The sequence below is a fragment of the Pseudomonas sp. PKS genome (genome assembly GCF_051913525.1).
Lineage (GTDB): Bacteria > Pseudomonadota > Gammaproteobacteria > Pseudomonadales > Pseudomonadaceae > Aquipseudomonas > Aquipseudomonas guariconensis_D.
Genome location: NZ_JBEGDO010000012.1, coordinates 1 through 26387 on the forward strand (window position 1 = coordinate 1; position 26387 = coordinate 26387).

General features: G+C 62.8%; 26 protein-coding genes. 9 read left to right on the forward strand and 17 right to left on the reverse strand.

The features are described from left to right. Positions 1-88: 88 nt before the first annotated feature. Positions 89-1288 carry a tyrosine--tRNA ligase gene (gene tyrS / locus ABOA88_RS13880; protein ID WP_367850679.1) on the reverse strand — a complete coding sequence of 400 codons (1200 nt, stop codon included), beginning with the start codon at positions 1286-1288 and terminating at the stop codon, positions 89-91. 213 nt (positions 1289-1501) lie between these two features. On the opposite strand from tyrS, the gene ABOA88_RS13885 reads away from it, so the two are divergent. Together ABOA88_RS13885 and ABOA88_RS13890 are read left to right on the forward strand one after the other, a co-directional pair. Continuing rightward, a complete protein-coding gene (locus tag ABOA88_RS13885; RefSeq protein WP_196167807.1) occupies positions 1502-2932 on the forward strand; it encodes a peptidoglycan DD-metalloendopeptidase family protein in 1431 nt (476 codons plus the stop codon). A gap of 3 nt (positions 2933-2935) precedes the next feature. Then, the gene (locus ABOA88_RS13890; protein ID WP_367850678.1) at positions 2936-4027 is read left to right on the forward strand and encodes an anhydro-N-acetylmuramic acid kinase; all 1092 of its coding nucleotides are present in this window, start codon (positions 2936-2938) and stop codon (positions 4025-4027) included. A 61-nt stretch (positions 4028-4088) separates the two neighbouring features. Here ABOA88_RS13890 and erpA read toward each other — a convergent pair whose 3' ends face one another. Both erpA and argC read right to left on the reverse strand, forming a co-directional pair. Further along, on the reverse strand, positions 4089-4439 hold the full coding sequence (gene erpA, locus ABOA88_RS13895; RefSeq protein WP_196167809.1) for an iron-sulfur cluster insertion protein ErpA: 351 nt from the start codon (positions 4437-4439) through the stop codon (positions 4089-4091). Positions 4440-4605: 166 nt separating this feature from the next. Beyond that, a complete protein-coding gene (argC, locus tag ABOA88_RS13900; RefSeq protein WP_196167810.1) occupies positions 4606-5640 on the reverse strand; it encodes an N-acetyl-gamma-glutamyl-phosphate reductase in 1035 nt (344 codons plus the stop codon). Between the two features lie 140 nt (positions 5641-5780). Between argC and hemJ the strand changes: the two genes are divergently transcribed. The 5 genes from hemJ (at position 5781) to ABOA88_RS13925 (ending at position 9279) form a co-directional block, all read left to right on the forward strand. Next, positions 5781-6206, forward strand: coding sequence for a protoporphyrinogen oxidase HemJ (gene hemJ, locus ABOA88_RS13905; RefSeq protein WP_367850677.1), 426 nt, complete (start codon positions 5781-5783; stop codon positions 6204-6206). Positions 6207-6328: 122 nt separating this feature from the next. Further along, a complete protein-coding gene (locus ABOA88_RS13910) occupies positions 6329-7111 on the forward strand; it encodes an SDR family NAD(P)-dependent oxidoreductase (RefSeq protein ID WP_367850676.1) in 783 nt (260 codons plus the stop codon). A gap of 64 nt (positions 7112-7175) precedes the next feature. After that, the gene (locus tag ABOA88_RS13915) at positions 7176-7514 is read left to right on the forward strand and encodes a histidine triad nucleotide-binding protein (protein WP_070571919.1); all 339 of its coding nucleotides are present in this window, start codon (positions 7176-7178) and stop codon (positions 7512-7514) included. A 65-nt stretch (positions 7515-7579) separates the two neighbouring features. Next, a complete protein-coding gene (gene coq7 / locus ABOA88_RS13920) occupies positions 7580-8227 on the forward strand; it encodes a 2-polyprenyl-3-methyl-6-methoxy-1,4-benzoquinone monooxygenase (protein ID WP_367850675.1) in 648 nt (215 codons plus the stop codon). 11 nt (positions 8228-8238) lie between these two features. After that, positions 8239-9279, forward strand: a complete 1041-nt coding sequence (locus ABOA88_RS13925) for a DUF2157 domain-containing protein (RefSeq protein ID WP_367850674.1) — start codon at positions 8239-8241, stop codon at positions 9277-9279. Positions 9280-9317: 38 nt separating this feature from the next. On the opposite strand, the gene ABOA88_RS13930 is transcribed toward ABOA88_RS13925, so the two are convergent. Further along, complete coding sequence (locus ABOA88_RS13930; protein ID WP_028689009.1) at positions 9318-9740, reverse strand: OsmC family protein; 423 nt, start codon at positions 9738-9740, stop codon at positions 9318-9320. 190 nt (positions 9741-9930) lie between these two features. On the opposite strand from ABOA88_RS13930, the gene crp reads away from it, so the two are divergent. Then, positions 9931-10575 carry a cAMP-activated global transcriptional regulator CRP gene (gene crp / locus ABOA88_RS13935; protein WP_196165410.1) on the forward strand — a complete coding sequence of 215 codons (645 nt, stop codon included), beginning with the start codon at positions 9931-9933 and terminating at the stop codon, positions 10573-10575. Here crp and ABOA88_RS13940 read toward each other — a convergent pair. The 13 genes from ABOA88_RS13940 to ABOA88_RS14000 form a co-directional block, all read right to left on the reverse strand. Next, complete coding sequence (locus tag ABOA88_RS13940; RefSeq protein WP_367850673.1) at positions 10572-11276, reverse strand: lipoate--protein ligase family protein; 705 nt, start codon at positions 11274-11276, stop codon at positions 10572-10574. The two genes, crp and ABOA88_RS13940, sit on opposite strands and share 4 nt — an antisense overlap. Positions 11277-11404: 128 nt before the next feature. Further along, positions 11405-12241: an indole-3-glycerol phosphate synthase TrpC gene (gene trpC / locus ABOA88_RS13945; protein ID WP_196167815.1), complete on the reverse strand. Its 837-nt coding sequence runs from the start codon at positions 12239-12241 to the stop codon at positions 11405-11407. Beyond that, a complete protein-coding gene (gene trpD, locus ABOA88_RS13950) occupies positions 12238-13287 on the reverse strand; it encodes an anthranilate phosphoribosyltransferase (RefSeq protein WP_196167816.1) in 1050 nt (349 codons plus the stop codon). The genes trpC and trpD overlap by 4 nt, the downstream gene beginning before the upstream one ends. A gap of 9 nt (positions 13288-13296) precedes the next feature. Further along, positions 13297-13890 carry an aminodeoxychorismate/anthranilate synthase component II gene (locus ABOA88_RS13955; RefSeq protein ID WP_196167817.1) on the reverse strand — a complete coding sequence of 198 codons (594 nt, stop codon included), beginning with the start codon at positions 13888-13890 and terminating at the stop codon, positions 13297-13299. A gap of 489 nt (positions 13891-14379) precedes the next feature. Beyond that, positions 14380-15861, reverse strand: a complete 1482-nt coding sequence (gene trpE, locus ABOA88_RS13960; RefSeq protein ID WP_196167818.1) for an anthranilate synthase component I — start codon at positions 15859-15861, stop codon at positions 14380-14382. 70 nt (positions 15862-15931) lie between these two features. Further along, complete coding sequence (locus ABOA88_RS13965; protein ID WP_196167819.1) at positions 15932-16750, reverse strand: phosphoglycolate phosphatase; 819 nt, start codon at positions 16748-16750, stop codon at positions 15932-15934. Beyond that, positions 16747-17421, reverse strand: coding sequence for a ribulose-phosphate 3-epimerase (gene rpe / locus ABOA88_RS13970; protein ID WP_090346373.1), 675 nt, complete (start codon positions 17419-17421; stop codon positions 16747-16749). The genes ABOA88_RS13965 and rpe overlap by 4 nt, the downstream gene beginning before the upstream one ends. A gap of 180 nt (positions 17422-17601) precedes the next feature. Continuing rightward, a complete protein-coding gene (locus ABOA88_RS13975; protein ID WP_043210420.1) occupies positions 17602-18429 on the reverse strand; it encodes an ABC transporter permease in 828 nt (275 codons plus the stop codon). 11 nt (positions 18430-18440) lie between these two features. Beyond that, complete coding sequence (locus tag ABOA88_RS13980; RefSeq protein ID WP_196165401.1) at positions 18441-19688, reverse strand: ABC transporter permease; 1248 nt, start codon at positions 19686-19688, stop codon at positions 18441-18443. 66 nt (positions 19689-19754) lie between these two features. After that, positions 19755-20789: an ABC transporter substrate-binding protein gene (locus tag ABOA88_RS13985; RefSeq protein WP_102081039.1), complete on the reverse strand. Its 1035-nt coding sequence runs from the start codon at positions 20787-20789 to the stop codon at positions 19755-19757. 40 nt (positions 20790-20829) lie between these two features. Beyond that, a complete protein-coding gene (locus ABOA88_RS13990; protein WP_043210413.1) occupies positions 20830-21954 on the reverse strand; it encodes an ABC transporter ATP-binding protein in 1125 nt (374 codons plus the stop codon). 303 nt (positions 21955-22257) lie between these two features. After that, the gene (locus ABOA88_RS13995; protein WP_043210412.1) at positions 22258-22887 is read right to left on the reverse strand and encodes a response regulator; all 630 of its coding nucleotides are present in this window, start codon (positions 22885-22887) and stop codon (positions 22258-22260) included. A gap of 12 nt (positions 22888-22899) precedes the next feature. Further along, positions 22900-25287: a PAS domain-containing sensor histidine kinase gene (locus ABOA88_RS14000; protein ID WP_367850672.1), complete on the reverse strand. Its 2388-nt coding sequence runs from the start codon at positions 25285-25287 to the stop codon at positions 22900-22902. 95 nt (positions 25288-25382) lie between these two features. On the opposite strand from ABOA88_RS14000, the gene ABOA88_RS14005 reads away from it, so the two are divergent. Further along, positions 25383-26378, forward strand: coding sequence for an alpha/beta hydrolase family protein (locus ABOA88_RS14005; protein WP_367850671.1), 996 nt, complete (start codon positions 25383-25385; stop codon positions 26376-26378). Positions 26379-26387: the final 9 nt, after the last annotated feature.

The following is a 26387-nucleotide window of genomic DNA, read 5'->3' on the forward strand; positions in this document are numbered from 1 at the left end:
ACCTTAAAAGCGACTGAAAAGCAAAGCGGGGAGGCCTGACGGCCTCCCCGCTTCTATAGAGCTTCTTCCAAATAGATAGAAGGCGCCCTTACTCGGTTTTCAAGGTAATGCGTGCGAAAGCTTTCTTACCTGCCTGGCAAACATGGGTCGCGCCGATGGCAAAGACGAAGCCACGATCGACTACCACACCATCCACCTTCACCCCACCGGCATTGAGCAGATCGCGAGCTGCGGCAGAGTTCTTCACCAGGCCTGCCTTGTTCAACACCGCCGCGATCGGCATGTCTTCCGGTGCGACCACCTCGATCTCTGGCAGATCCTCCGGCAGCTCGCCATCCTTCATGCGGTTGCCCGCGGCACGGTGGGCATTGACCGCAGCTTCTTCACCATGGAAGCGAGCCACGATCTCTTCGGCCAGCTTGATCTTGATGTCGCGCGGGTTGGCGCCCTTCTCGACATCGACCCGGAACTGGTTGATCTCTTCCATGGAGCGGAAGCTCAGCAGCTCGAAATAACGCCACATCAAGGTGTCCGGAATGGAGACCAGCTTGCTGTACATCACCCCAGGAGCCTCCTGGATGCCGACATAGTTGCCCAGCGACTTGGACATCTTCTTGACGCCATCAAGCCCTTCGAGCAGCGGCATGGTGACAATGTTCTGCGCCTCCTGACCATAGGCACGCTGCAACTCGCGCCCCATCAGCAAGTTGAACTTCTGGTCGGTACCACCGAGCTCGACGTCCGCTTTGAGCGCAACCGAGTCATACCCCTGCACCAGCGGATACAGGAACTCGTGGATCGCGATCGGCTGGTTGCTGCTATAGCGCTTATCGAAGTCATCGCGCTCGAGCATGCGAGCAACGGTGTACTGGGAGGCCAGACGAATGAAGTCGGCCGGTGTCAGCTTGTCCATCCAGGTGGAGTTGAACGCGACTTCGGTCTTGGCCGGATCAAGGATCTTGAATACCTGCTGCTTGTAGGTCTCGGCGTTATCCAGCACCTGCTCTCGGGTTAGCGGCGGGCGGGTGGCGCTCTTGCCGCTCGGGTCGCCGATCATGCCGGTGAAGTCACCGATCAGGAAAATGACCTGGTGCCCAAGGTCCTGGAACTGCCGCAGCTTGTTGATCAGCACGGTGTGACCAAGGTGCAGGTCCGGCGCAGTCGGGTCGAAGCCCGCTTTGATACGCAGGGGCTGGCCGCGCTTGAGCTTCTCCACCAGTTCCGACTCGACCAATACCTCTTCCGCACCGCGCTTGATAAGCGCCAGCTGCTCTTCAACCGACTTCATAGACAGACCCGCAAGGCTCAGATTCAAGGGGAGCCAACCATACAAGATCGGCCATCAATTACAAGTTTCGCAAAGGAATGTGACCCGGATGACGCATTGCGGCGTCTACGCGCCCTTGCGCGAAACCGGATTTGGTTATATTTTATACAGTTATTTCATCTTCATCATGTCATTCATCTTTTCCATTTCACCTTTTTCAAAGTCACCTCACCTATGACCAACGAGACGCCTAAAGCGCCCCCGCTTTATCCGAAAAGCCATTTGTTGGCCGCCAGCGGCATCGCCGCCTTGCTCAGCCTGGCTTTGCTGGTATTTCCCTCCAGCGAAGTCGAAGCCAAGAAGACCACCCTCAGTCTGGAGCTGGAAACACCGGCTGAGCAGTTGAAGGACGAGTCCAAGGCCGCCCCGCTGGTTCAAGCCGAAAACGACCAAAGCTCTCCTTTTGCCCAGGTGGACGAGGCCGAACCTGCCACCAAGCAGGCTGAGCAACAAGCGCCAGCTGCCGAGGAAAAAGCCAAGGAAACCGCCGAGGCCAAGCTGCCCGGCCATCGTGAAGTCGCGGTCGCGCGCGGCGATACCCTCTCCACACTGTTCGCCAAGGTTGGCTTGCCAGCCAATGTGGTCCATGACGTCCTGGCAAGCGGCAAGCAGGCCAAGCAGTTCAGCCAGCTAAAGCATGGTCAGATCCTGCAGTTCGAACTCGACAAGGACGGCCAACTGGCCAGCCTGCACAGCAAGATCAGCAACCTCGAGACCATTCGCCTGACCAAGACCGCCAAGGGCTACAGCTTCAACCGGGAAATCAGCAAACCGGTGGTGCGTACTGCCTATGCCCATGGCGTGATCAAAAGCTCGCTGTCGGCCTCGGCCAAGCGCGCCGGCCTGTCCCACAGCATGACCATGGACATGGCCCGTGTCCTTGGCTACGACATCGACTTCGCCCAGGACATCCGCCCTGGCGATGAATTCGACGTGGTCTACGAGCAAAAGGTCATGGACGGCAAGGTGGTCGGCACCGGCAACATCCTGTCCGCGCGCTTCACCAACCGTGGCAAGACCTATACCGCTGTGCGCTACACCAACAAGCAGGGCAACACCAGCTACTACACTGCCGACGGCAACAGCCTGCGCAAGGCGTTCATCCGTACGCCGGTGGATTACGCCCGCATCAGCTCGCGCTTCTCCGCCGGCCGCAAACACCCGATCCTCAACAAGATCCGCGCCCACAAGGGTGTGGACTACGCCGCACCACGAGGCACGCCGATCAAGGCCGCCGGCGATGGCAAGGTGCTCCTGGCAGGTCGTCGCGGTGGTTACGGCAATACCGTGATCATCGCCCACGGCAACTCCTACAAGACCCTCTATGGTCACATGCAGGGCTTTGCCAAGGGCATCAAGACCGGAAGCTCAGTCAAGCAAGGCCAGGTGATCGGCTACATCGGCACCACCGGCCTGTCCACTGGCCCACACCTGCACTATGAGTTCCAGGTCAATGGCGTTCACGTCGACCCGTTGAGCCAGAAGGTGCCCATGGCCGACCCGATTGCCCGCTCCGAGCGCCAGCGCTTCCTGCAGCAGAGCCAACCCCTGATCGCCCGCATGGATCAGGAAAAGGCCACTCTGCTCGCCGCCAATAAGCGCTGAACCATGGCGCTTTATCTGGGTGTGATGTCCGGGACCAGCCTCGATGGTTTGGACATCGCACTGATCGAACAAGGCGAGCAGCCCCATCTGCTCGCCACTCACTACACCCCCATGCCTTCTGATCTTCGTCAGGCGCTGCTCGCCCTCTGTGCCAGCGGCCCTGACGAGATCGCGCGTGCCGCCTTGGCGGAGAACTGCTGGGCTAGCCTGGCCGCGGAAGGTGTAAGGCAGCTCTTGGCAAGCCAAGGCCTGGACGCCAGCGCCATCCGTGCAATCGGCAGCCACGGTCAGACCATCCGCCACGAGCCGGCCCGCGGATTCACTGTACAGATTGGCAACCCGGCGTTGCTGGCCGAGCTGACGGGCATCTGCGTTGTCGGTGACTTCCGCCGTCGCGACGTGGCCGCGGGAGGCCAGGGCGCCCCGCTGGTGCCTGCATTCCATGAAGCGCTGTTCAGCCACCTGGGACAACGCGTGGCCATCCTGAACGTGGGCGGGTTCAGCAACCTCAGCCTGATCGAGCAAGACCAACCGGTCCATGGTTTCGACTGCGGCCCAGGCAACGTGCTGCTGGACGCCTGGATCGAACGCAAGCGCGGCCAAACCTATGACGCCGATGGCGCCTGGGCCGCCAGCGGCCAGATCATCGATACGTTGTTGGACAAGCTTCTGGCGGACCCCTTCTTTGCAGGCAGCGGCCCCAAGAGCACCGGCCGTGAAGTGTTCAACCTTCCCTGGCTGGACGCCCACCTGGCAGCGCTGCCGGCCTATCGGGACGAAGATGTACAGGCCACGCTACTGGAACTGACCGCCCGCAGCATCATTGACTCGCTGCTTGGCGCCCAATCAGGCACCGAGGCTTTGCTGGTCTGTGGTGGCGGCGCTCGCAACGGCGCATTGATGGGTCGCCTGGCAGCGCTGCTGCCTTGCGCTCAGGTCAGCAGCACAGCCGCCCATGGAGTGGATCCGGACTGGGTCGAAGCCATGGCCTTCGCATGGCTGGCTCATTGCTGCCTCGAACGCATCCCGGCCAACCGCCCCAGCGTGACCGCCGCCCGGGGACTGCGCGTTCTCGGGGCGATCTATCCAGCCTGACGACTCGGCAGAATGCAAAACGCCGCGCAATTGCGCGGCGTTTTCGTTGCGGGGCTCGGTCTCAGATCGAGAACGAGGAACCGCAACCGCAGGTGGTGGTGGCGTTGGGGTTCTTGATCACGAAACGCGAACCTTCAAGACCTTCCTGGTAGTCCACTTCGGCGCCTGCCAGGTACTGGAAGCTCATCGGGTCCACTACTAGGGATACACCCTCGCGCTCGACAATAGTGTCGTCCTCGGCCACTTCTTCATCGAAGGTGAAGCCGTACTGGAAGCCCGAGCAACCGCCGCCAGTCACGAACACACGCAGCTTCAGGCGATCATTGCCTTCCTCGCTGACCAGGGTCTTCACCTTGTGCGCAGCACCTTGGGTGAACTCCAAAGCCGTGGGGGTGAAGGTTTCGACGCTCATGTTGACTCTCCCGGCGCAGTGTCGCCATAAAACTCGATGACGCGCATTATCCGCTTCTCCGAGAAAATTGGTCAACAATACGAAAGCTGCAAGTGACAAGCTACAAGCTGCAAGCCAATCCCGGCACGCTCATTTGCAGCTTGAGGCTTGCAGCCCACCGCTGCGCTTAGGGCAGCAGACCCGCATGGGAAAGCCCCATGCGCTCGTCCAGGCCGAACAGGATATTCAGGTTCTGTACCGCCTGGCCGGAAGCCCCCTTGACCAGGTTGTCGATGACCGACAGCACCACCACCAGGTCGCCACCTTGAGGACGATGCACAGCGATGCGGCAGACGTTGGCACCACGTACACTGCGGGTCTCAGGATGGCTGCCAGCCGGCATCACATCGACGAACGGCTCATCGGCATAGCGCTTCTCGAACAGCGCCTGCAGATCGACAGAAGTGTCGGCGACGGTCGCGTAAAGGGTCGCGTGAATACCGCGAATCATCGGCGTCAGGTGCGGTACGAAGGTCAACCCGACGTCCTTGCCAGCGGCTTGACGCAGGCCCTGGCTAATCTCAGGCAGATGGCGATGCCCCTTGACCGCATAAGCCTTCATGCTTTCGCCTGCTTCACAGAACAGCGACCCCACGGCTGCACCACGCCCAGCCCCGCTCACCCCGGACTTGCAGTCGGCAATCAGTCGCGATGAATCAGCCAAACCTGCCTCGAGCAGCGGCAAGAAGCCCAGCTGAGTGGCGGTTGGGTAGCAACCGGGCACTGCGATCAGGCGGGCCTGGCGGATCTTCTCGCGGTTGACCTCTGGCAGGCCATACACCGCATCCTTGAGCAGCTCCGGCGCACCGTGGGGCTGGCCGTACCATTTGCCCCACTCCACGGCATCCTGCAGGCGGAAATCCGCGGACAGGTCGATGACCTTGGTCCCGGCAGCCAGCAATTCGCCGGCCAGGGCGTGGGCAACCCCGTGGGGCGTGGCGAAGAACACCACGTCACAGGCGCCCAAGGCCTTGCTGTCCGGCATGCTGAAGGCCAGGCCATCATAATGACCGCGCAGGTTCGGATACATGTCGGCGACCGCGACGCCCGCCTCGGAGCGCGACGTGATGACCGCGACCTCGGCCTGTGGGTGCTGCGCCAGCAGACGCAACAGTTCGACACCGGTGTAACCCGTGCCGCCGACGATACCGACCTTGATCATAACGCTTGCCCCTTATCAACGAGCCCACTGGAAAGCGCACGATAATAGGGGCGCGGGGCCTCTGTAACAACTCTTCGGATGCCCCATTGGACGCTTGACCGTTACTATCTGACGATCGTGAATCCTGAAGGAACTCCCCCATGCTTTATCTATGGATCAAGGCCCTGCATATCGTCAGCGTGGTCTGCTGGTTCGCCGGGCTGTTCTACCTCCCGCGCCTGTTCGTCTACCACGCCCAAAGCCAGGACAGCCTCAGCCTGGACCGCTTCGTCACCATGGAGCGCAAGCTATACCGCGGCATCATGAATCCAGCGATGATCGCCACCTATGTCTTCGGCGTATGGATGCTCTATCTCAATCCTGGCTGGCTGAGCCAGGGCTGGCTGCATGCCAAGCTCACCCTAGTGGCCCTGCTGACCGTCTACCACCACATGTGCGGAGCCCAGCGCAAACGCTTCGCCGCCGGAACCAATACCCGTGGGCACGTGTTCTACCGCTGGTTCAACGAAGTGCCGGTGCTGTTTCTACTGGGCATCGTGATCCTGGTGGTGGTCAAGCCGTTCTGAGCCCGAGGCATCACGCGCTGACAGGCACCCCTGGGGAGCGGGGCTGAGCCGGTAGCAAAAGGCAACACCTTCTCCGACCACGCTGTACACTAGGCGCCCTTTTTCGGCCCCAGGAGCCTTGCATGACCCGTTACGCCATGATTACCGGTGCTTCCAGCGGCCTAGGGCTTGCCCTGGCGGAAGCCCTGGCGCGGCGCGGGCGCAACCTGATCCTGGTGGCACGCCACCGCGAGACCCTGGAGCCGGTCGCCATCGAGCTGACCCAGCGCTTCGGCGTCGAAGTGCTGTTCCGGGCTTGCGACCTGAACCAACCCCTACGCCTGTCGGGCTTCGTGCTGGAGCTCGAAGAGGGCGAGCGGCACATCGACCTTTTGGTCAACTGTGCCGGCCAGCGGACCTATGGGCCGTTCCTCGCCCATGAATGGGCCGACGAACAAGATCTACTGGAAGTCAACGTCCTGGCCCTGAGCCGCCTGTGTCATGCCATTGGCAACCTGATGGCTTTGCACGGAGGCGGACAGATCCTCAATGTCGCAGCCCTGGCCAGCGCCGCGCCCGGCCCCTGGATGGCCACCTACGCAGCCAGCAAGGCCTATGTGGTGAGTTTCTCCGAGGCGCTTCGCGAGGAGCTCAAGCGCACCGGGATCAAGGTCTCGGTCCTGTGCCCCGGGCCAGTGCGATCCTCGCGCCGACGCATCCCTCGACTGGACAACAGCGCACGCTGCCTGAGCCCGGAAGAAGTGGCGCTCTACACCGTACGCGCGCTGGACAAGAATCGCGCCCTGATCATGCCTGGGCGACGCAACCGCTGGCTGGCGGCGATGCCTCGCCTGATGCCGCGCTGGATCACGCGCAAGCTGGCCGGCCTCATCCATCGGCGCTACTGCCCGGTCGGTGTCGAATAGCCACTGGGCGAGCGCCGTCGTGCTGGGTACACTCGGCCCGGACACTCACCATGGAGTACGAGCTGTGGAGACTATCTTCACCAAGATCATCAACCGGGAGATCCCGGCGAAGATCATCTACGAGGACGACCAGGTTCTGGCCTTCCACGATATCGCCCCGCAGGCACCTGTGCATTTTCTGGTCATCCCGAAAAAGCCCATCCGCACCCTCAACGACCTGACCGAGCAAGACAAAGGCCTGGCCGGCCATATCCTGTTTACGGCCCAGCGCCTGGCCAAGGAACTCGGCTGCGAGGATGGCTTCCGTGTGGTCATGAACTGCAATGAGCTGGGTGGTCAGACGGTCTACCACATCCACATGCACGTGCTCGGTCAGCGCCAGATGCACTGGCCGCCGGGCTGATCCAGGGCAACCGCCCCCTTCTCGATTGCGGTAAACTGTCGGGCACACTCTAGCGGAGGTGCCCGATGGCTACCGAACGTCACTACTCGCCGCTCGACCGCTTGTTGCTGCAGGCTGATACTGCCATGCGCACCTTGCTGCCCTTCAGCGGCCAACCTGCCCGTCCATCCCCGGCCATCGTCCAACCCGATGCCGAACTGGACGAAAGCCAAACCCGCCATATTGCCGGCCTCATGCGGATCAACCATACCGGCGAGGTCTGCGCTCAGGCGCTGTACCAGGGCCAAGCCTTGACCGCCAAGTTGCCTCAGGTGCGCAAGGCCATGGAGCATGCCGCCGAGGAAGAGGTCGACCACCTGGCCTGGTGCGAGCAACGCATCCGCCAGCTAGGCAGCCATCCGAGCGTGCTTAACCCGCTGTTCTACGGCATGTCCTTCGGCATCGGCGCCCTTGCGGGCCTGGTCAGCGACAAGGTCAGCCTCGGCTTCGTCGCGGCGACCGAACACCAGGTGTGCAAGCACTTGGACGAGCACCTTGAGCAACTGCCCGAGGCAGATGAAAAGTCCCGGGCGATTCTCGAACAGATGCGTGTCGATGAAGAACAGCACGCCGAGTCTGCACTCGAAGCCGGCGGCTACCGCTTCCCAGCTCCTGTGCGCTTCGGCATGAGCCTGATGGCCAAGGTGATGACCAAGAGCACCTACCGCATCTGAAGGGCACGAACATGACGGAACGTTTCGACGCCAAGGACCTGGCTCGCGCCGTGGACGCAGGTGTTCTCCAACCGGGCCAGGACCAGGCCCTGCTGGCCTTTCTGCGCCAGCAACCGCAAACCCGCGGTACTTTCCAGCTTGCCCATGTGGCGTTCTACTTCGGCGCATTGCTGATCATGGGCGCCATGGGCTGGCTTCTCACCGAAGCCTGGATGAGCATCGGCGACTCAGCGCTGCTGGGCATTTGCTCGCTCTACATCACCCTGCTGACGCTGCTCGCCCTGAAGCTGCAACGCCAGGCGCAACCCATTGCCGCTGGCGTGTTGGCCGCAGTCGCCGTGAGCATCGTGCCCTTGGCGGTGTTCGCCATCGAGCGACTCGCCGGCTGGTGGCCACTCGACGATACCCAGAGCGACTATCACCAGTACTACACCTACGTGCAGGGCGGCTGGGTACTGATGGAGGCGGCCACGGTGGTGGCGGGCCTGTTGATGCTGCGCCTGGTCCCCTTCCCCTTCATCGTGATGCCGATGGCCGTGGCTCTGTGGTTCATGTCCATGGACCTCAGCGAATGGTTCTTCGGCTCACCGTTCAGCTGGGAACAGCGCCGCACGGTCTCGTTGTGGTTCGGTCTGGCGCTACTGGTAGTCTTCATCGTGATCGATGGGCGGACCCGCCGAGACTATGCAGGCTGGGGCTATCTGGCGGGGCTGGCGGCATTCTGGGGCGGTTTGACGCTGATGGACAGCGGCAGCGAGCTGGGCAAGGCGATGTACTGTGTGGTCAATCTTGCCCTGATGGGCTTGGCGGTGCTGTTGCGTCGGCCGGTGTTCATGGTCTTTGGTTCCATGGGCGTGGCAGCCTACCTGGGCTATCTCTCCTACGACGTGTTCGCTGAGTCGCTGCTCTTTCCGCTGGTGCTGACCGTGATCGGCCTGGGCGTGATCGGGCTGGGTTTGCTGTACCAGAAAAAGCGTGAGCAACTGAGCCAGTCACTACGGGCACACCTACCAGGCTGGTTGCAGCACGCGCTGCCCGCACTTCGTAACTGAACAATCTTGGGGCTGCAGAGCAGCCCCCGACCGGCCCTTCAACCCAGCTCGACGATCTCGTAGCCGTGGGTGATTTCCACACCGGCGCGATCGAGCATGATCGAAGCCGAGCAGTACTTCTCCGCCGACAGCTCCACCGCGCGCTTGACCTGGGCTTCCTTCAGCCCGCGCCCCTTGACCACGAAGTTCAGGTGGATCTTGGTGAACACCTTCGGGTCTTCGCTGGCGCGCTCGGCTTCCAGGAAGGCTTCGCAGCTCTCCACGGCCTGGCGAGACTTTTTGAGGATGCTCACCACATCGAAGCTGCTGCAGCCGCCCAGGCCGAGCAGCAGCATTTCCATGGGGCGCACGCCCAGGTTACGACCACCTGCCTCGGGCGGGCCATCCATGACCACGACATGGCCGCTCCCCGATTCGCCGAGGAACATCGCTTCACCGGCCCACTGGATGCGTGCCTTCATGTATCTGGACTCCAAGATGCTTGAGAAAGGTCGTCAGCTTAGTCCTTGTGGCGCTCTCGGAAAAGCGCAATGCGAGCGCCTTTAATGCCATTGCAAGCGGCAGTGTCTGATAAGCTGACGCCAAATGACTGGCGCTTGTCGCCAACGTCCTATAAAAAGTGCAATGCCTCGCCCCGAACAGGATTTCGTGATGGTTGCCTCCGCTCTACCTGCCAAGATCAAGAATATCGACAAGCTGCTCGCCCACTGCCAGCGCCGCCGCTACACCGCCAAAAGCAACATCATCTGCGCCGGTGATCGGGCTGAAACGTTGTCCTTCATCATCAAGGGCTCGGTGACCATCTTGATCGAGGATGACGATGGCCATGAAATGATCATCGCCTACCTCAACAGCGGGGACTTCTTCGGTGAGCTAGGCCTGTTCGAGTCCGCAGGACAAGAGCAACAGCGCAGCGCCTGGGTCCGTGCCAAGACCGAGTGCGAGGTCGCGGAAATCAGCTACGACAAGTTCCGTGAACTGGCCCGCCAGGACCCGGACATCCTCTACGCCCTGGGCAGCCAGATGGCCCAGCGCCTGCGAAATACCACGCGCAAGGTGGGTGATCTGGCCTTCTTCGATGTCACTGGACGCGTGGCCCGATGCCTGCTCGACCTGTGCAAGCAGCCCGATGCCATGACCCACCCGGACGGCATGCAGATCAAGATCACCCGTCAGGAGATCGGTCGCATTGTCGGCTGCTCACGGGAGATGGTCGGCCGCGTGCTCAAGGACCTTGAGGAGCGCAGCCTGGTGCAGGTCAAGGGCAAGACCATGGTGGTCCACGGCACCCGTTAGTCGCGAGGGATCGCCGCGATCACCTCGTTGTAGGCCTGGTTCAGGCGCTCGAACCACGGTGCCTCGGGCACCACTTCGTGCAGGGCGATGTGGCTGTCGGCCCGGCAACGCTGCTCCAGATCGCAGCATTCATTGAAGCGGTTGACCGCCGCGACCATCGACGCTCGCTCGTTGTCCAGCAACAGCGCGCCATGCACCAGCACGACCGCACGCTTGCCGCCCAAGCCCTGGCGCCAGCGCTGGGCAGTGCCGACCAGCTTGCGGCCATTGAGGTTGACGTTGTACCGACCGTCGCAGAACGCGCCATCGATCTCGCCGACCGAAGCCACACCGCCCCACTCGCGCAACACTTCACACAGCGGCAGGCACAGGCGTTCGTAGGCATTTTCGATACGTCCATGATCCCCTTCGCTGCGCGGCGCAACGTAGACCAACGCCACGTTCACCGTCGAATGGGACTGAGGCACCGGCTCACCGCCCGTTTCGCGCAACAGCACAGGCCAACCGGCAATGGCCAGCTCAGAGCAGGCAGCCTCGAAATTGTCCAGGCGGCTCATGCGTCGAGGCATCACCAGAGCGTGGTCAGTCGGGCGCCAGAACAGCACACCCGCGTCACGCTCGCCGCGGCATACCGCAGCCAGCAGCTCCTGCTCGGCGTGTAGGCCTTGTTCGACGGTCAGCGCCAGGGGTTGGTCGGTCATTGATCCACCTAAAGATGTTGTTTGCACAAACCCTGTCACGGGTAAACCCGCTCCCATGGGATTTTCGTTGCGCTCAGACGGCGAAGAGCAGGCACACAAAAAAGCCGGCAAACGCCGGCTTCGATCGATCAGTCCAATTCCTGAATCACGGTTTTCACCGCACGCTCGGGGAAGAACAGTCGCTGCAACTCCAGCCCCGGCTGCTCGGCACGCATGAACGCCTCACCGACCAGGAACGAATAGACCTCGTTGATTTCCATCAACTCCACATCGGCACGGTTGAGAATGCCGCTCTCGGTAATGGCCAGGCGGTCACGCGGAATGCGTGGCAGCAGGTCCAGCGTGGTCTCCAGGCTGACCTCGAAAGTATGCAGGTTGCGGTTGTTGACCCCCACCAGCGGGGTGTCGAGGGTTTTCAGCGCTCGCTCCAGCTCAGCACCATCATGCACCTCGACCAGGACATCGAGCCCGACAGACTTGGCGGTAGCGGCCAGTTCAGCCATGCGCACGTCATCCAGCGCGGCGACGATCAGCAAGACGCAATCGGCGCCCAGTGCGCGAGCCTCGACCACTTGGTAGGGATCGATGAGAAAATCCTTGCGGATCACAGGTAGCTTGCAGGCCGCGCGGGCCTGCTGCAGGTAGGCATCCCCGCCCTGGAAGTAATCCACATCGGTCAGTACCGAAAGGCAGGTGGCCCCGCCCTTTTCATAGCTGACGGCGATGTCGGCCGGCACGAAATGTTCGCGGATCACACCCTTGCTGGGCGAGGCCTTCTTGATCTCGGCGATCACCGCCGGCTGCTTGCGCTTGGCCTGTTCGAGCAAAGCGTTGGCAAAGCCTCGCGGGGCGTCGGCCGCCTTGGCCAGGAGCTCCAGTTCGGCCAGGCTGACCCGGGCACTGCGCTCGGCCACTTCCTCGACCTTGCGAGCGAGGATCTTCTCCAGCACCGTCGGTACGCTCATGCTTCGTTCTCCTGCTTGAATACCGCGGTAAAGGCGCCCAGCTCTTGCAGCTTCTCCCAGGCAAGGCCGGTGTGCAGCACATCATGAGCGAGTTCCACACCGCTCTTGAGGCTCATGGCATGGTCGGCAGCGTACAGCGCGGCGCCAGCATTGAGCACGATCATCTCGGCGGCCTTCTGGCCATTCTCGGTCTTGCGCCGGCCAAGAGCGTCGCGGATCAGCTCCAGCGAGGCCTGCGGGCCTTCGACGGCCAGACCATGCAGGCTCTGGCTCTTCATGCCAAGGTCTTCGGGCTCGACCCAATATTCGGTGATCTGATCATTCTTCAGTTCGGCCACGAAGGTCGGTGCGGCCAGGCTGAACTCGTCCAGACCGTCCTTGGAATGCACCACCAGCACATGCTTGCTGCCTAGGCGTTGCAGCACTTCGGCGAGCGGACGGCACAGGGCCTGGGTGAACACCCCGACCACCTGATGTTTCACACCGGCCGGATTCGTAAGCGGGCCCAGCATGTTGAACAGGGTGCGCAGCCCCAGGTCACGGCGCGGGCCGGCAGCATGCTTCATGGCACTGTGGTGGGTCTGGGCGAACATGAAACCGATCCCCAGGCTGTCGATGCAGCGGGCGACCTGCACGGGCGTCAGGTTGAGGTAGATGCCAGCTGCCTCCAGCAGGTCGGCACTGCCACTCTTGCCGGATACCGCGCGATTGCCATGCTTGGCCACCGGGCAACCCGCAGCCGCGAGGACAAACGCCGACGCGGTGGACACGTTGAAAATGTTCGCACCATCGCCGCCGGTGCCGACGATGTCGACCACGCCGTCGAGGGTTTGCAGCTCTACCTTGTTGCACAGCTCACGCATCACCGATACGGCACCGACGATCTCATCGATGCTCTCGCTCTTCATGCGCATGCCCATCAGGAAGGCACCGATCTGCGCCTCGCTGCACTGGCCCGTCATGATCTGGCGCATGACATCGCGCATTTCTTCGGTGGACAGGTCCAGGTGGCCGACGATACGGCTCAACGCGCTCTTGATATCCATGTTCGCTCCTTAGCGATGGCCGCCGGTCTGCTTGAGGAAGTTGGCGAACAGTTCGTGGCCCTGCTCGGTGAGGATCGACTCGGGGTGGAACTGCACCCCTTCGATGTTCAGCGTCTTGTGGCGCAGGCCCATGATCTCGTCGACAGAGCCATCGGCATGAGCCGTCCAGGCGGTGACTTCCAGGCACTCGGGCAGGGTCTCACGCTTGACCACCAGCGAGTGGTAACGGGTCACGGTGAGCGGGTTGTTCAGGCCGGCGAACACGCCTAGGTCGCGATGGTGAACCGGGCTGGTCTTGCCGTGCATCACCTGGCGGGCGCGGACCACGTCACCGCCGAAGGCCTGGCCGATGGACTGATGACCCAGGCAGACGCCGAGAATCGGCAACTTGCCGGCGAAATGCAGGATAGCCTCGATGGAGACCCCGGCCTCGCTCGGCGTGCAAGGACCAGGGGAGACGACGATGCGCTCGGGGTTGAGGGCTTCGATCTGGGCGATGGTCATTTCATCGTTGCGAATGACCTTGACCTCGGCGCCCAACTCGCCCAGGTACTGGACGACGTTATAGGTAAAGGAGTCGTAATTGTCGATCATCAGTAACATCGGGCTGAACCTCTTGAATCTACTGACTTTGAATTCGAACCTTCCAATGCCGGTGCAAGCGCGGGCTGTCCCGCAGCGAGCGGTGGATGAAGCAACTGGAAGGCAAACGGGGGGGCCGGACGGGCCGGCAGGAGATAAAGTCAGGCGCGCCAACGCCAACGGGCGTGGGCCTTGATTACGCGCATCAAGAGTTTGCTGACGATCAACACAGGATAGGTCTCGCTTATACGTCTCGGCACAGTAGCCTACCGGGGCGACGGGTGCAATATGCCCGTAAATATGGAGAATCGAATCGACGGGCGTTGAATTCCCCTCGCTTCGTCAAGGTCAATCGGGTTGCTCCGAAAAAACAATGGAAAGGATCTTACCCCCCGCGAAAACCCCACTGGGCTCCGCCAACCTTCTCGGCGCGGGCTTGCCTCGCGATGGACTGCAAAACAGCCTCAAAGAGAAACGGCGCCACGTTCGGCGCCGTCCATCCATCGTCCATCAGGCTTGTGGCGTCTGCTCCGCCAGGGCCACCGCGCGGAACATGGCTCGACGCTTGTTGATGGTTTCTTCCCACTCCAGCGCCGGTACCGAGTCAGCGACGATGCCGCCGCCTGCCTGCACATGCAGCTCGCCGTCCTTGATCACCGCGGTGCGGATGGCGATGGCGGTGTCCATGTTGCCGTTCCAGGCCAGGTAACCCACGGCGCCGCCGTAGACACCACGCTTGACCGGTTCCAGCTCGTCGATGATTTCCATGGCACGGATCTTGGGCGCGCCCGACAGGGTGCCAGCCGGCAGGATCGCGCGCAGGGCGTCCATCGCAGTCAGGCCTTCACGCAGTTGGCCAGTGACGTTGGAGACGATGTGCATGACGTTGGAGTAGCGCTCGATGACCATCTTCTCGGTCAGGCGCACGCTGCCGGTGGACGATACCCGTCCCACATCGTTACGGCCCAGGTCAATCAGCATCAGGTGCTCGGCGATTTCCTTGTCGTCAGACAGCAGGTCGTCTTCCAATGCCCGGTCGGCTTCCTCGGTGGCGCCGCGTGGACGGGTCCCGGCGATCGGTCGCACGGTGACCAGGTTGTCCTCGACACGCACCAGCACTTCCGGCGAGCTGCCCACCACATGGAAGTCGCCGAAGTTGAAGAAGTACATGTAAGGCGTCGGGTTGAAGCAGCGAAGCGCCCGGTACAGGTCGATTGGCGCGGCCTTGAAGTCGATGGACATGCGCTGGGACGGCACCACCTGCATGCAGTCACCGGCCAGGATGTATTCCTTGATGCGCCCGACCGCGTTCTCGTAGTCCTCGCGGGTATAGCTGGAGCGGAATGCGGGCTCGGCGGCGAGCGGGCCGCTCAGGTCCAGGCCGCGACGCGGGGTGATCGGCTCGCGCAGCTTGGCCAGCAGATCCTGCAGCCGCGCCTGGCCTTGCTCGTAGGCCTGCTCCTCGGCCGGGTCCACCAGCACGATCGCGTGCATCTTGCCGGCGAGGTTATCGAACACCACCACGGCATCGGAGACCATCAGCAGGATGTCCGGTACACCCAGCGGGTCCGGGTTCGGGCAGGCGCCCAGGCGCTTTTCCACATAACGCACGCAGTCATAGCCGAAGTAGCCGACCAGGCCACCGTTGAAGCGCGGCAGGCCCGGGATGTCAGCGACCTTGTAGCGATCCTTGAACGTTTCGACGAACGCCAGTGGGTCTTCCACGTCGTGGCTTTCCACCTGCACGCCGTCCTGCAGGATGCTGGCGTGGTAGCCATGCACACGCAGCACGGTGCGCGATGGCAGGCCGATCATCGAGTAACGCCCCCACTTCTCACCGCCCTGAACGGACTCGAGCAGGTAGGAGTTGGGTTGGTCGGCAAGCTTCAGATAGATCGACAGCGGCGTGTCGAAGTCGGCCAGGGTTTCGCAGGCCAGGGGGATGCGGTTGTAGCCGGCAGCGGCCAGGCGCAGGAATTCTTCGCGGGTCATGGGTAGCCTCGTGGCAAGCAGCAATGGGGTCGGGCAAGCGGACGGGCCGGCAGGCGCCGGCGGGCAGAAGTCAGGCGCGCCAGCGCCAGCGGGCCAGGGCCTTGATGACTTTCATCCAGAATTTGCCGGTAACCGCCACGGTGGACTCTCTGTCTTGTGAGGCTTGAAGGTCCGCCAACGTTATCCCAGTGGCCGGGACTAAGCAACCTGGCAGCAAGGCACGCAGATCGTCGATGACCAGGCTGGGCGACTCCTCGTCTATCGGCCGGCCATGGTTGTAGCCATAGCTCAGTCCTACGCACTTGACTCCTGCCGCCTTGGCCGCCAGCACATCGCTGCGCGAGTCGCCCACGAACAGTGCCTGTTCGGGGCGCACGCCGGCCATCTTCATGACAAACAGCAACGCGGCCGGATCGGGTTTTTTCTGAGGCAGGGTGTCGCCGCCGATGATCCAGCGGAAATAACGACCGATCTTCATCTGATCGAGCAGTGGCCCGACGAAGCGCTCGGGCTTGTTGGTGATCAGCGCCATTTCCACGCCGCGCTTGCGCAGCCAACGCAGGGTGTCGCGCACACCGGGGTAGATCACCGTCAGGTCATGGCTTTGCCCATAGGCCTCCATGAACAGGGCCAGGCCCTGTTCGGCCAACGCATCGTCGACGGCATCGTGGTCCAGGCCACCGGCCAGGGCGCGGCGGACCAGGACCTGGGCGCCATTGCCGACCCAGTGGCGTACGGCCTCCAGGCCTGCGGGTGGGCGCCCCATCTGGAGCAGCATGCGATCCACGGCGGCGGCAAGGTCAGGGACCGAATCGATCAGCGTGCCATCCAGATCGAACATCACCAGCCTTGGCAGCGCTCCCGGGAACAGCTGCTCGAAGCCGCTCATGGGCGCGCCTGGGCCAGTTCGGCGCGCATTTTGCCGATGACTTCCTGGTAGTCCGGCGCATTGAAGATCGCCGAACCAGCCACGAAGGTATCGGCACCGGCGGCGGCGATCTCGCGGATATTGTTGACGTTGACGCCACCGTCGATCTCCAGGCGGATATCACGGCCGCTGGCGTCGATCAGCGCGCGGGCTTCGCGCAGTTTGTCGAGGGTGCCGGGAATGAACTTCTGGCCACCGAAGCCTGGGTTGACGCTCATCAAGAGCACCATATCGACCTTGTCCATCACGTATTTGAGCGCATCCAGGCTGGTGGCCGGGTTGAACACCAGGCCGGCCTTGCAGCCGCCGTCGCGGATCAGTTGCAGGGAGCGGTCGATGTGCAGGGACGCTTCAGGATGGAAGGTGATGTAGGTGGCGCCCGCTTCGATGAAGTCGCCAATGATGCGATCGACCGGGCTGACCATCAGGTGCACGTCGATCGGCGCGGTCACACCGTACTTGCGCAGGGCGCTGCAGACCATCGGGCCGATGGTCAGGTTGGGCACGTAGTGGTTGTCCATCACATCGAAGTGAACGATGTCGGCCCCGGCGGCCAGCACCTTGTCGACGTCCTCGCCCAGGCGGGCGAAATCGGCGGAGAGGATGGAGGGGGCAATAGCGTAGGGCTGCATGGCGCACCTGTTGGCAGAAATCACGGTGGCGCGCATTGTAACTCAGGCAAGCGAATGAAGGCTGATTGGTATCAATGGGTATCGACCAATTGCTTCAACGCGGTGCAAAACGCTTCGCGGGTCAACCCGCCCCCACAGATTCAGCGTAGCCCTGTGAGAGCGAGTATTGATCCGGGGCGATCAGGTCGGCTGCTGAGTCCGCAACTTCTCGCTGCGCCCGCGCAGCCACTCAAGGGTGAGCAACAGCACCACAGAGAAGGCAATCAGCAAGGTCGCGGCCGCGGCGATGGTCGGGCTGAGGTTCTCGCGAATGCCGCTGAACATCTGCCGTGGCAAGGTCGCTTGCTCAGGGCCGGCCAAAAACAGCGTCACCACCACTTCGTCGAAGGAGGTGGCGAAGGCGAACAGCGCGCCGGAGATCACGCCTGGAGCAATCAACGGCAGGGTCACCCGACGGAAGGTCAGCAGCGGCGAGGCACCGAGACTGGCGGCAGCCCGCACCAGGTTCTGGTTGAAGCCCTGCAGCGTGGCCGACACCGTGATGATGACAAAGGGCACGCCCAGCACCGCGTGCACCAGGATCAACGAAACGAAACTGTTGCCCATGCCCAGTGGCGCGAAGAACAGGTAGCTGGCCACACCGATGATCACCACCGGCACCACCATCGGCGAAATCACCAGGGCCATGACCAACGACTTGCCCGGGAAGTCCCCGCGGGTCAGGCCGATGGCGGCGAGGGTGCCGAATACCATCGCCAGCACGGTGGCGGCCGGGGCGACGATGATGCTGTTCTTGAGTGACCGCATCCATTCGGCCGAGGCGAAGAAGTCCTGGTACCAGTGCAGCGAAAAGCCTTGCAATGGGTACACCAGGAAGCTGCCGCTGTTGAATGACAACGGCACGATCACCAGCACCGGCAACACCAAGAACAGCAGAATCAAACCGCAGAGAATACGCAGGCTGTAGAACCAGACCCGCTCGACGGGCGACATGTAAGGGCTCAGCATGACAGGGCTCCTCAGCTCAGGCGCAGGCGGCTGGCGCCAACCAGCCAGCTATAGATCAGGTACAGCACCACAGTGGCCAGCAGCAACAGTCCGCCCAGGGCGGTAGCCATGCCCCAGTTGATACTGGTGTTGGTATAGAAGGCCACGAAGTAGCTGACCATCTGGTCATTCGGGCTGCCCAGCAGCGCCGGGGTGATGTAGTAGCCGATGGAGATGATGAACACCAACAGGCAACCGGCCCCCACACCCGCATAGGTCTGTGGGAAGTACACGCGCCAGAAGCTGGCGAACGGGTGGCAACCCAGGGAGATCGCCGCACGCATATAGCTGGGCGAGATGCCCTTCATCACGCTGTACAGCGGCAGGATCATGAACGGCAGCAGGATGTGCACCATGGCGATGTACACACCGGTGCGGTTGAACACCAACTCCAGCGGCTCATCGATGATGCCCATGGCCATCAACGCACTGTTGATCAAACCACCGGACTGCAAGAGCACGATCCACGCCGCCACCCGCACCAGGATCGAGGTCCAGAACGGCAGCAGCACCAGAATCATCAGCAAATTGCTCTGCCGGGTCGGCAGGTTGGCCAGCAGGTAGGCCAGCGGGTAGGCCAGCACCAGACAGATTGCGGTGATGACCACCCCCATCCACAAGGTCCGGGTGAAGATGTCCAGGTAGATAGCCTGGTCTGGGGTGGCCTTGGCCAGCTCGCCCAAGTCGTCAATGCGATGGTCCAACGCCGCCAGCAGGTAGAACGGTGTCACTGCGCTGGTGTTGCGACGGATCGCCTGCCAGTACGCAGGGTCGCCCCAGCGCTCATCGAGCGTCTGCAGGGCATCTTTATAAGAAGTGGGCTCGGCCTTGAACGGCAACGCCCGTGCGGTCTTGGCCAGCAGGCTGCGGTAGCCGGCCAACTCCATGTTCAGGCGTTTGGAGAGATCGCCCAGGGTCTGTTTCTTGCGCGACTCCGCCAGGTCCTGGCTGAGCACCTTGTACACGTCCTCGCCCGGCAGCCCCTTGCCATCCCACTGCGCGATGGCCTCGACGGTGCGTGGTAGGCCGTTGACCACCTCGGGGTTGCCGACGCTCTTGTACAGCAGTGCCGCAATCGGCACCAGAAACACCAGCAACAGGAACAGCGCCAGCGGCGCGATCAACGCCTGCGCCTTCCAACGGTTGACCCGCTCGGCATGCTTGAGGCGCTGCTTGAGGCTTTTACCTGCGCCTTCGTTCAGGGGCACTGCAATGGCCATGGCGAACTCCGAAAATCTGGGGAACGATGAGCGCCGCCTTAAAGGCCGGCGCTCCGTCAACGCGGCTTACTTCTTCGCCGCCCAAGCGTTGAAGCGTTGCTCCAGCTGCTCGCTGTTGTCGGCCCAGAAGGCCACGTCGATCTGCACCTGGTTGGCGATGTTCTCAGGCGTGGTCGGCATGTCCTTCTTCACCGTATCCGACAGCAGGCTGACAGCCTTGGTATTGGCCGGGCCGTAGGCGATGTTCTCGGAGTAGGTCTTCTGCTGCTCGGGCTGGACGCTGAAGGCGATGAACTTCTTCGCCAGGTCGGTATCCTTGGCGCCTTTCGGAATGGCCCAGGCGTCGAAGTCGTAGATGCCGCCGTTCCAGACGACCTTGAGGTTGCTCTCTTTCTGCACCGCGGCGATCCGGCCGTTGTAGGCCGAGCTCATGACCACGTCACCGGAGGCCAGGTACTGCGGCGGCTGGGCGCCCGCTTCCCACCACTGGATGCTTGGCTTGATCTGGTCGAGCTTCTTGAAGGCGCGATCCTGGCCCTCTTTGGTGCCCAGCACCTTGTACACATCCTTGGGCGCCACGCCGTCGGCCATCAGGGCGAACTCAAGGGTGTACTTGGCGCCCTTGCGCAGGCCACGCTTGCCCGGGAATTTCTGGGTATCCCAGAAATCAGCCCAGCTGGTAGGCGCGGTCTTGAGCTTGTCGGCGTTGTAGGCCAGCACCGTGGACCACACGAAGAAGCCCACGCCGCACGGCTGGATGGCGCCCGGCACGTAGTCGGCCTCGTTGCCGAACAAGGCCGGGTCCAGCTCCTCGAACATGCCCTCGTCGCAACCGCGGGCCAGTTCCGGCGACTCCACTTCCACCAGGTTCCAGGAGACGCTGTTGGTGTCGACCATGGCTTTGACCTTGGCCATCTCGCCGTTGTATTCACCGGCGACGATCTTGCCTTTGCCTGCCTTCTCCCATGGCTCGTAGAACGCCTTGACCTGGGCAGCCTTGTTGGCACCGCCGAAGGACACCACGGTCAGATCCGCGGCCAGGGCTTGGCCGGCGGCGAACAAGCCGAGGGCCAGGGCGGTCAGTTTCAACTGCTTGTGCATTATTGTTCTCTCCACAGTTAAGGGTTGGTGAAGCAAACCATCAATGGGCTTCGGCAATCGGATCGAGCGCGCGGGCGTGCTCCACCTCCCAGCCAAGCGGTACCACATCGCCCACGGCCAGGGCCGGGTCGAGTTCGGCGATCGGCTGCTTCACGAAGAAGTCACCCTTGCCGCAGACTTCCAGGCGAACCCGCACGTGGTCGCCCAGGTAGATGAATTCGGCCACGCGGCCGGAGAAGCGATTGACGCAGCTTTCGCTGTGGCCATTGAGGCGCACGCGCTCGGGGCGGATCGACAACGTCACAGGATCACCCGCCTCGCCAACGTTCACCGCCAAGGCCTCGACCCGCTCCCCACGGGCCAGCTGGACCTGGCAGCGTTCGCCATCACGGGACAGCAAGGTGCCGTTGAGGCGATTGTTCTCACCGATGAAGTTGGCCACGAAGGTATTGCGCGGCTCTTCATAAAGGGTGCGCGGCGGGGCGATCTGCTGGATCTCGCCTTGGTGGAACACCGCTACCCGGTCGGACATGGTCAGCGCCTCGCCCTGGTCGTGGGTCACGTAGACCACGGTCACGCCCAGACGCTGGTGGATGTGCTTGATCTCCATCTGCATGTGTTCACGCAGTTGTTTGTCCAACGCGCCGAGTGGTTCGTCCATCAACACCAGTTGCGGCTCGAACACCAGGGCGCGGGCCAGGGCCACGCGCTGCTGCTGGCCACCGGACAACTGGCCCGGGTAGCGCTTGGCGAAAGCATCGAGCTGGACCATCGTCAGCACACGCTTGACCCGCTCGCTGATGTCGGTCTTGCTGAGGTTGCGCACAGTCAGAGGAAACGCCAGGTTCTCCTCCACGGTCATGTGCGGGAACAGCGCGTAGTTCTGGAACACCATGCCGATGTCACGCTTGTGCGGCGGCACGTTGTTGATCGAGCGCCCGGCCAGCTGGATTTCACCCGCGGTGGGGGTCTCGAAACCGGCCAGCATCATCAGGCTGGTGGTCTTGCCCGAGCCGGACGGACCGAGCAGGGTCAGGAACTCGCCCTTGCGGATGTCCAGGTTGAGGTCTTTGACGATCAGCGATTCGCCGTCGTAGCTTTTCTGCACACCGCGGAAGCTGACCAGGATCTCGCCGGTGGCAGCGTTCGAATTCGCCTCGCTCATGCCTGCACCTTCTTGTTGGAATGACTGCGTAGGCAAAGACTAGAGAAGGCGCAAGCCCCGGAAAATCGGGGGCGCTGAGAGAATGCCATCATCCGGATGGAAGATTTGTTGTAGGGCGATCCCTACAAGGTTGGCGGGATTGGGATAGCGCACCCGCCCAGCGTCGCCCCCTTCGGGAGCGGGTGTACCCGCGACGAGGTCAGCCCAGGCAACGGGAATCGCAGGGTCGGCCCTTTCGCGGGTAAACCCGCCTCCACAGGTCCACGCCTGGGCCGCCGCTCGCCGTTGTCGCAACCAGAACACTCACACCAGCTTGTGTTCCATGGCGTACTTCACCAATTCCGCCAGGGAGTTCACCTTGAGCTTCTGCATCAAGCGCGCCTTGTGGGTGCTGATGGTCTTGCTCGAGAGCGCCAGCTGCTGGGCGATGTCGTTGACGTTGGCCCCTTGGGCGAGGCGTTCGAACACCGAAAACTCGCGCTCCGACAGCAGCGTATGCAAGGGCCGAGTCTCCGTAAGACCGACCTCGAAGACCATGCGGTCCGCCAGCGCCGGGTCGATGTAGCGTCCGCCAGCGGCCACCCGCCGGATGGCGGTGAGCAGCAGGGCCGGGTCGCTGTCCTTGGTGGCATAGCCTGCGGCACCGGCCTTCAGGGCTCGGGCGGCCATCTGCGCTTCGTCATGCATCGACAGCATCAGGATCGAGGGTGGGTTGTGCTGCGCCCGAATGCGCGGGATCGCCTCCAGGCCATTCACGCCGGGCATGGAAATATCCAGCAGCACCACCTCACAGGGCGTATGCCGCAAGGTCTCGAGCAATTGCTCGCCGTTGCCGGCTTCGCCCACCACCTGCATGTCCTTGGCCAGGCCGATCAGCTGTTTGATGCCCTCGCGGACAATCGTGTGGTCTTCGGCCACTAGCACGCGTATCACGGTCGTTCTCCCCTACCCCAACGGAATGGTCACACTCAGGCTACAACCTTCACCCGGCTCGCTGTCCAGCGTCATGCCGCCGCCCAGCATCAGGACCCGCTCGCGCACGCCCACCAGGCCGAAGGACGTGGGCCTGGCCTGATCGCAGTTGAACCCCACGCCATCGTCGATGACCGTCATGCGCAGACAGCCCTCACCGCACGCCAGCTCGATCTGCACGGTATGGGCCTGGGCGTGACGCATCACATTGGTCAGCGCCTCCTGCAGGATCCGGAACAGGCCGGTGGCCTTGGCGTCACTCAATGCTGGCAGATTGTCCGGCACCTGTACCAGACAGGGGATCTGCGTACGCGCCTCGAAGCGCCGTGCCTGCCATTCGATGGCCGAGGCAATGCCGGCATCGAGAATCGGCGGACGCAAGGCCGTGGCCACATCGCGCACCAGTTGGAACAGCTGCGCGATCAGGCGCTTCATGCTGTCCAGACGCTCATTCAGGCCAGGGTCGAGTTCGGCGTAGGCCAGCTCGCACATGGACACTTCGAGCTTGAGCACCGTGAGCATTTGCCCCAGTTCATCATGAACTTCCCGGGCGATCCGCGCTTTTTCCTCTTCGCGCACGCTCTCCAGGTGCGCCGAAAGTTCGCGCAATTGCTCCTGAGACCGCGCCAGCTCCAGTTCGACTCGTTTGCTCTGGGTGATGTCCCAGACAATGCCGTCCCACACCACCCGGCCGTCGGCCAGGCGCCGGGTACTGGCCTTGATGTCGGCCCAGCGCTGTTCGCCCTGACGGGTGAGGATCCGCCCCTGCCAGGACCAGTCTTGGTCGGTGGCCAGTGCCAAGTCCTGGACCCGGTGGTAATCGGCGCGGTCCTCGGGATGGACCAAGTTGCGAAGGCCCATGTCCGGATGCTGGATCTGGGCCGGCGCATAGCCGACCAGCGCTTCGCTACCCTCACTGATGTACGGGAACTCCAGGTCACCTTCGGCCGGGTCGCGCTCCAGGCGAAACACCAGCCCAGGGACGTTGCCTGCGATGCCCTTGAGCCGCGCGTCACTTTCGCGCAAGGCCGCCAGGGCGCGGCGGCGCTCGGTAATGTCGGTGATGAACATCACCAGGTACTCGGCATCGCGAAAACGCAGAAAACTCAGCGAAAGTTCCACCGGTAACAGGCTGCCGTCGCTGCGCAGGCATTGGGTCTCGAACGGCTCGACCCCTCCTTCGCCGGTGCGCACGCGTTTCCACAACTGCAACCAGCGATCCATGTGCAGGTTGGGCTCGAAGTCGATCAGTGGCCGATCCAGCAACTCACCTTCGCCCCTGCCGAGCATGCGCTCGGCGGCGTGGTTGGCGTAGCGCACATGGCTGTCCCAGTTGACCCAGAGAATGCCGACCGTGCTCTGGTCGATGGAAAACTGGCTCAGGCGCAACGCCTCTTCGCGCGTCTGGCGTTCGACCAGGGTTTCCCGCGTAGCCAGCAGGTTGCGCTCAAGCTGATGCTGCTGACGCCGTTGCCAGAGCAGCGTGGCCACAGCGCAGATCAGCAACAGGCCGAACAACGACGCCAGGTTCTGCCAGAAGCCTGCGGTGTCGCTCAATCGTGGATATTTCGGTTGCAGCCAGCGCTGGTGCAGTTGCTCCAGCTCTTTGGCGGGGATGGCTTGCAGGCCGCGCTCCAGGACATCGGCCAGGATCGGCCAGTCGCGCCGCGAACCGACCCTAAGCAGTTGCGGCAGGCCAATGTCACCGACCACCGCCAGTTCGCCGAACTCACTTTCCCGAGACAACCCGCTCAAGCGCGCTTCGTCCATGACCGCGAAACTGGCCTGGCCGCCCAGCACCAATTGCAGGGCCTGGCGCTCGTTGGGCACGCCCTGCAAGTTGAGGTTGATGTAGTTGGCCCGCAGGTAATCGGCCAAGGCGCTGGGCATGCGCACCGCCACCCGGTCGTTGGCGCCCAGGTTTTCCAGCTCGACCGCCATCGCCCCCGTGCGCGGCCCGACGACCATCTGGGGCACACGCATGTAAGGATCGCTGAACAACCAAAGGCGCAGGCTGGCCGGGGTCTGGGTCAGGCCGGGCGCGAAATCGATCTCACCGGCTTGCAGGGCATGCTCGAGGGCTGCCTGATCCGGGAAGTTGCGCCACGTCAGGTCCAGCCGGAGCAGACGCGCCAGCGCGTTCACGATCTCGACATTGGCACCATAGAACTGCTGAAGCCGACGATCGAACTGGGCATAGGGCGCCTGCAGCACCAGACCGACCCGCAGGTTGCGGTGGTCATCCAGCCATTGCTGCTGAGCCGGCTCCAACACCACCGAAGGCTCAGGCGCGGGCCTTGCCAAGGCGATCAAGGGCAGCAGCAACCAGCCGATAACCAACAGGCAACGCATTCGCTTCATCTATATGCTCGTCTGGGCAAGGACGGCCGACGCGCATGGCCGTCACGGACAAATACTATTAGGCTGCCGGTATCATTCTGGCCTTGGGTTGATTCATGTTCACACTTTATCGCACGACGCTGGCCATTTGCTGCCTGGCCACGATCCTACCGCTCGGCACACAGGCCGCCGAACCTCAAACACCTCCCGCCGCCGAGTCGCCCACGGCGCCCGCGCCTCGCCCCCCCCTGGCCGAACGCAGCCAGGAAGATGCCCAGGCGCTCGAACGTACCGTGCCCAAGGCCGAACAGCAAACCTTGCAGGCGGGCGCCGAACACTTCCTCGCCTTGTGGAAGCCGGCCAACGACGCCGACCCCAAGGGCGCTGTGATCATCGTCCCGGGAGCCGGTGAAAACGCCGACTGGCCCGATGCTGTCGGGCCGCTGCGGCGCAAGTTCCCCGATGTCGGCTGGCACAGCTTGAGCATCAGCCTGCCGGACCTTGTCAGCGACAGCCCGCAGCCGCGAGCCGAGAGCAAGCCTACCCCCGAACCTGAAAAGGGCGAGGGCGAGTCAGCGCCCGCCAAGGACACGCCGGAGGATGCCAACGCCAACGTTGCCCAGGCCACGGCCGCCGAAGCCGATGCGGCCGACAGCACCGATGCCAAGGAAGCCGCCGAGCAAAACGATCCGGCCGACGCCGAGCGCATCTTCGCCCGCCTCGATGCAGCAGTAGTCTTTGCCCAGCAGCACAGCGCGCGCAGCATCGCCCTGGTCGGCCATGGCAGTGGCGCCTACTGGGCCGCGCGCTACCTCAGCGAGCGGCAACCACCCCAGGTGCAAAAGCTGGTGATGATCGCCCCGCAGACACCGGCTCAGGTGGAGCAAGACCTCGTAGCCCTGGCGCCCACCGTGAAAGTGCCGACCGCCGATGTCTACTACAGCACCCAGCCCCGTGACCGCCGTGCTGCCGAGCAGCGCCTGCAAGCCAGCAAGCGGCAGAAGGACAACCAGTATCGGCAGCTGTCGCTGATAGCCATGCCCGGGAATGCGGCGGCGCAGCAAGAGCAGCTGTTCCGCCGGGTGCGTGGGTGGTTGATGCCGCAGGAGTGATTGGGGGGC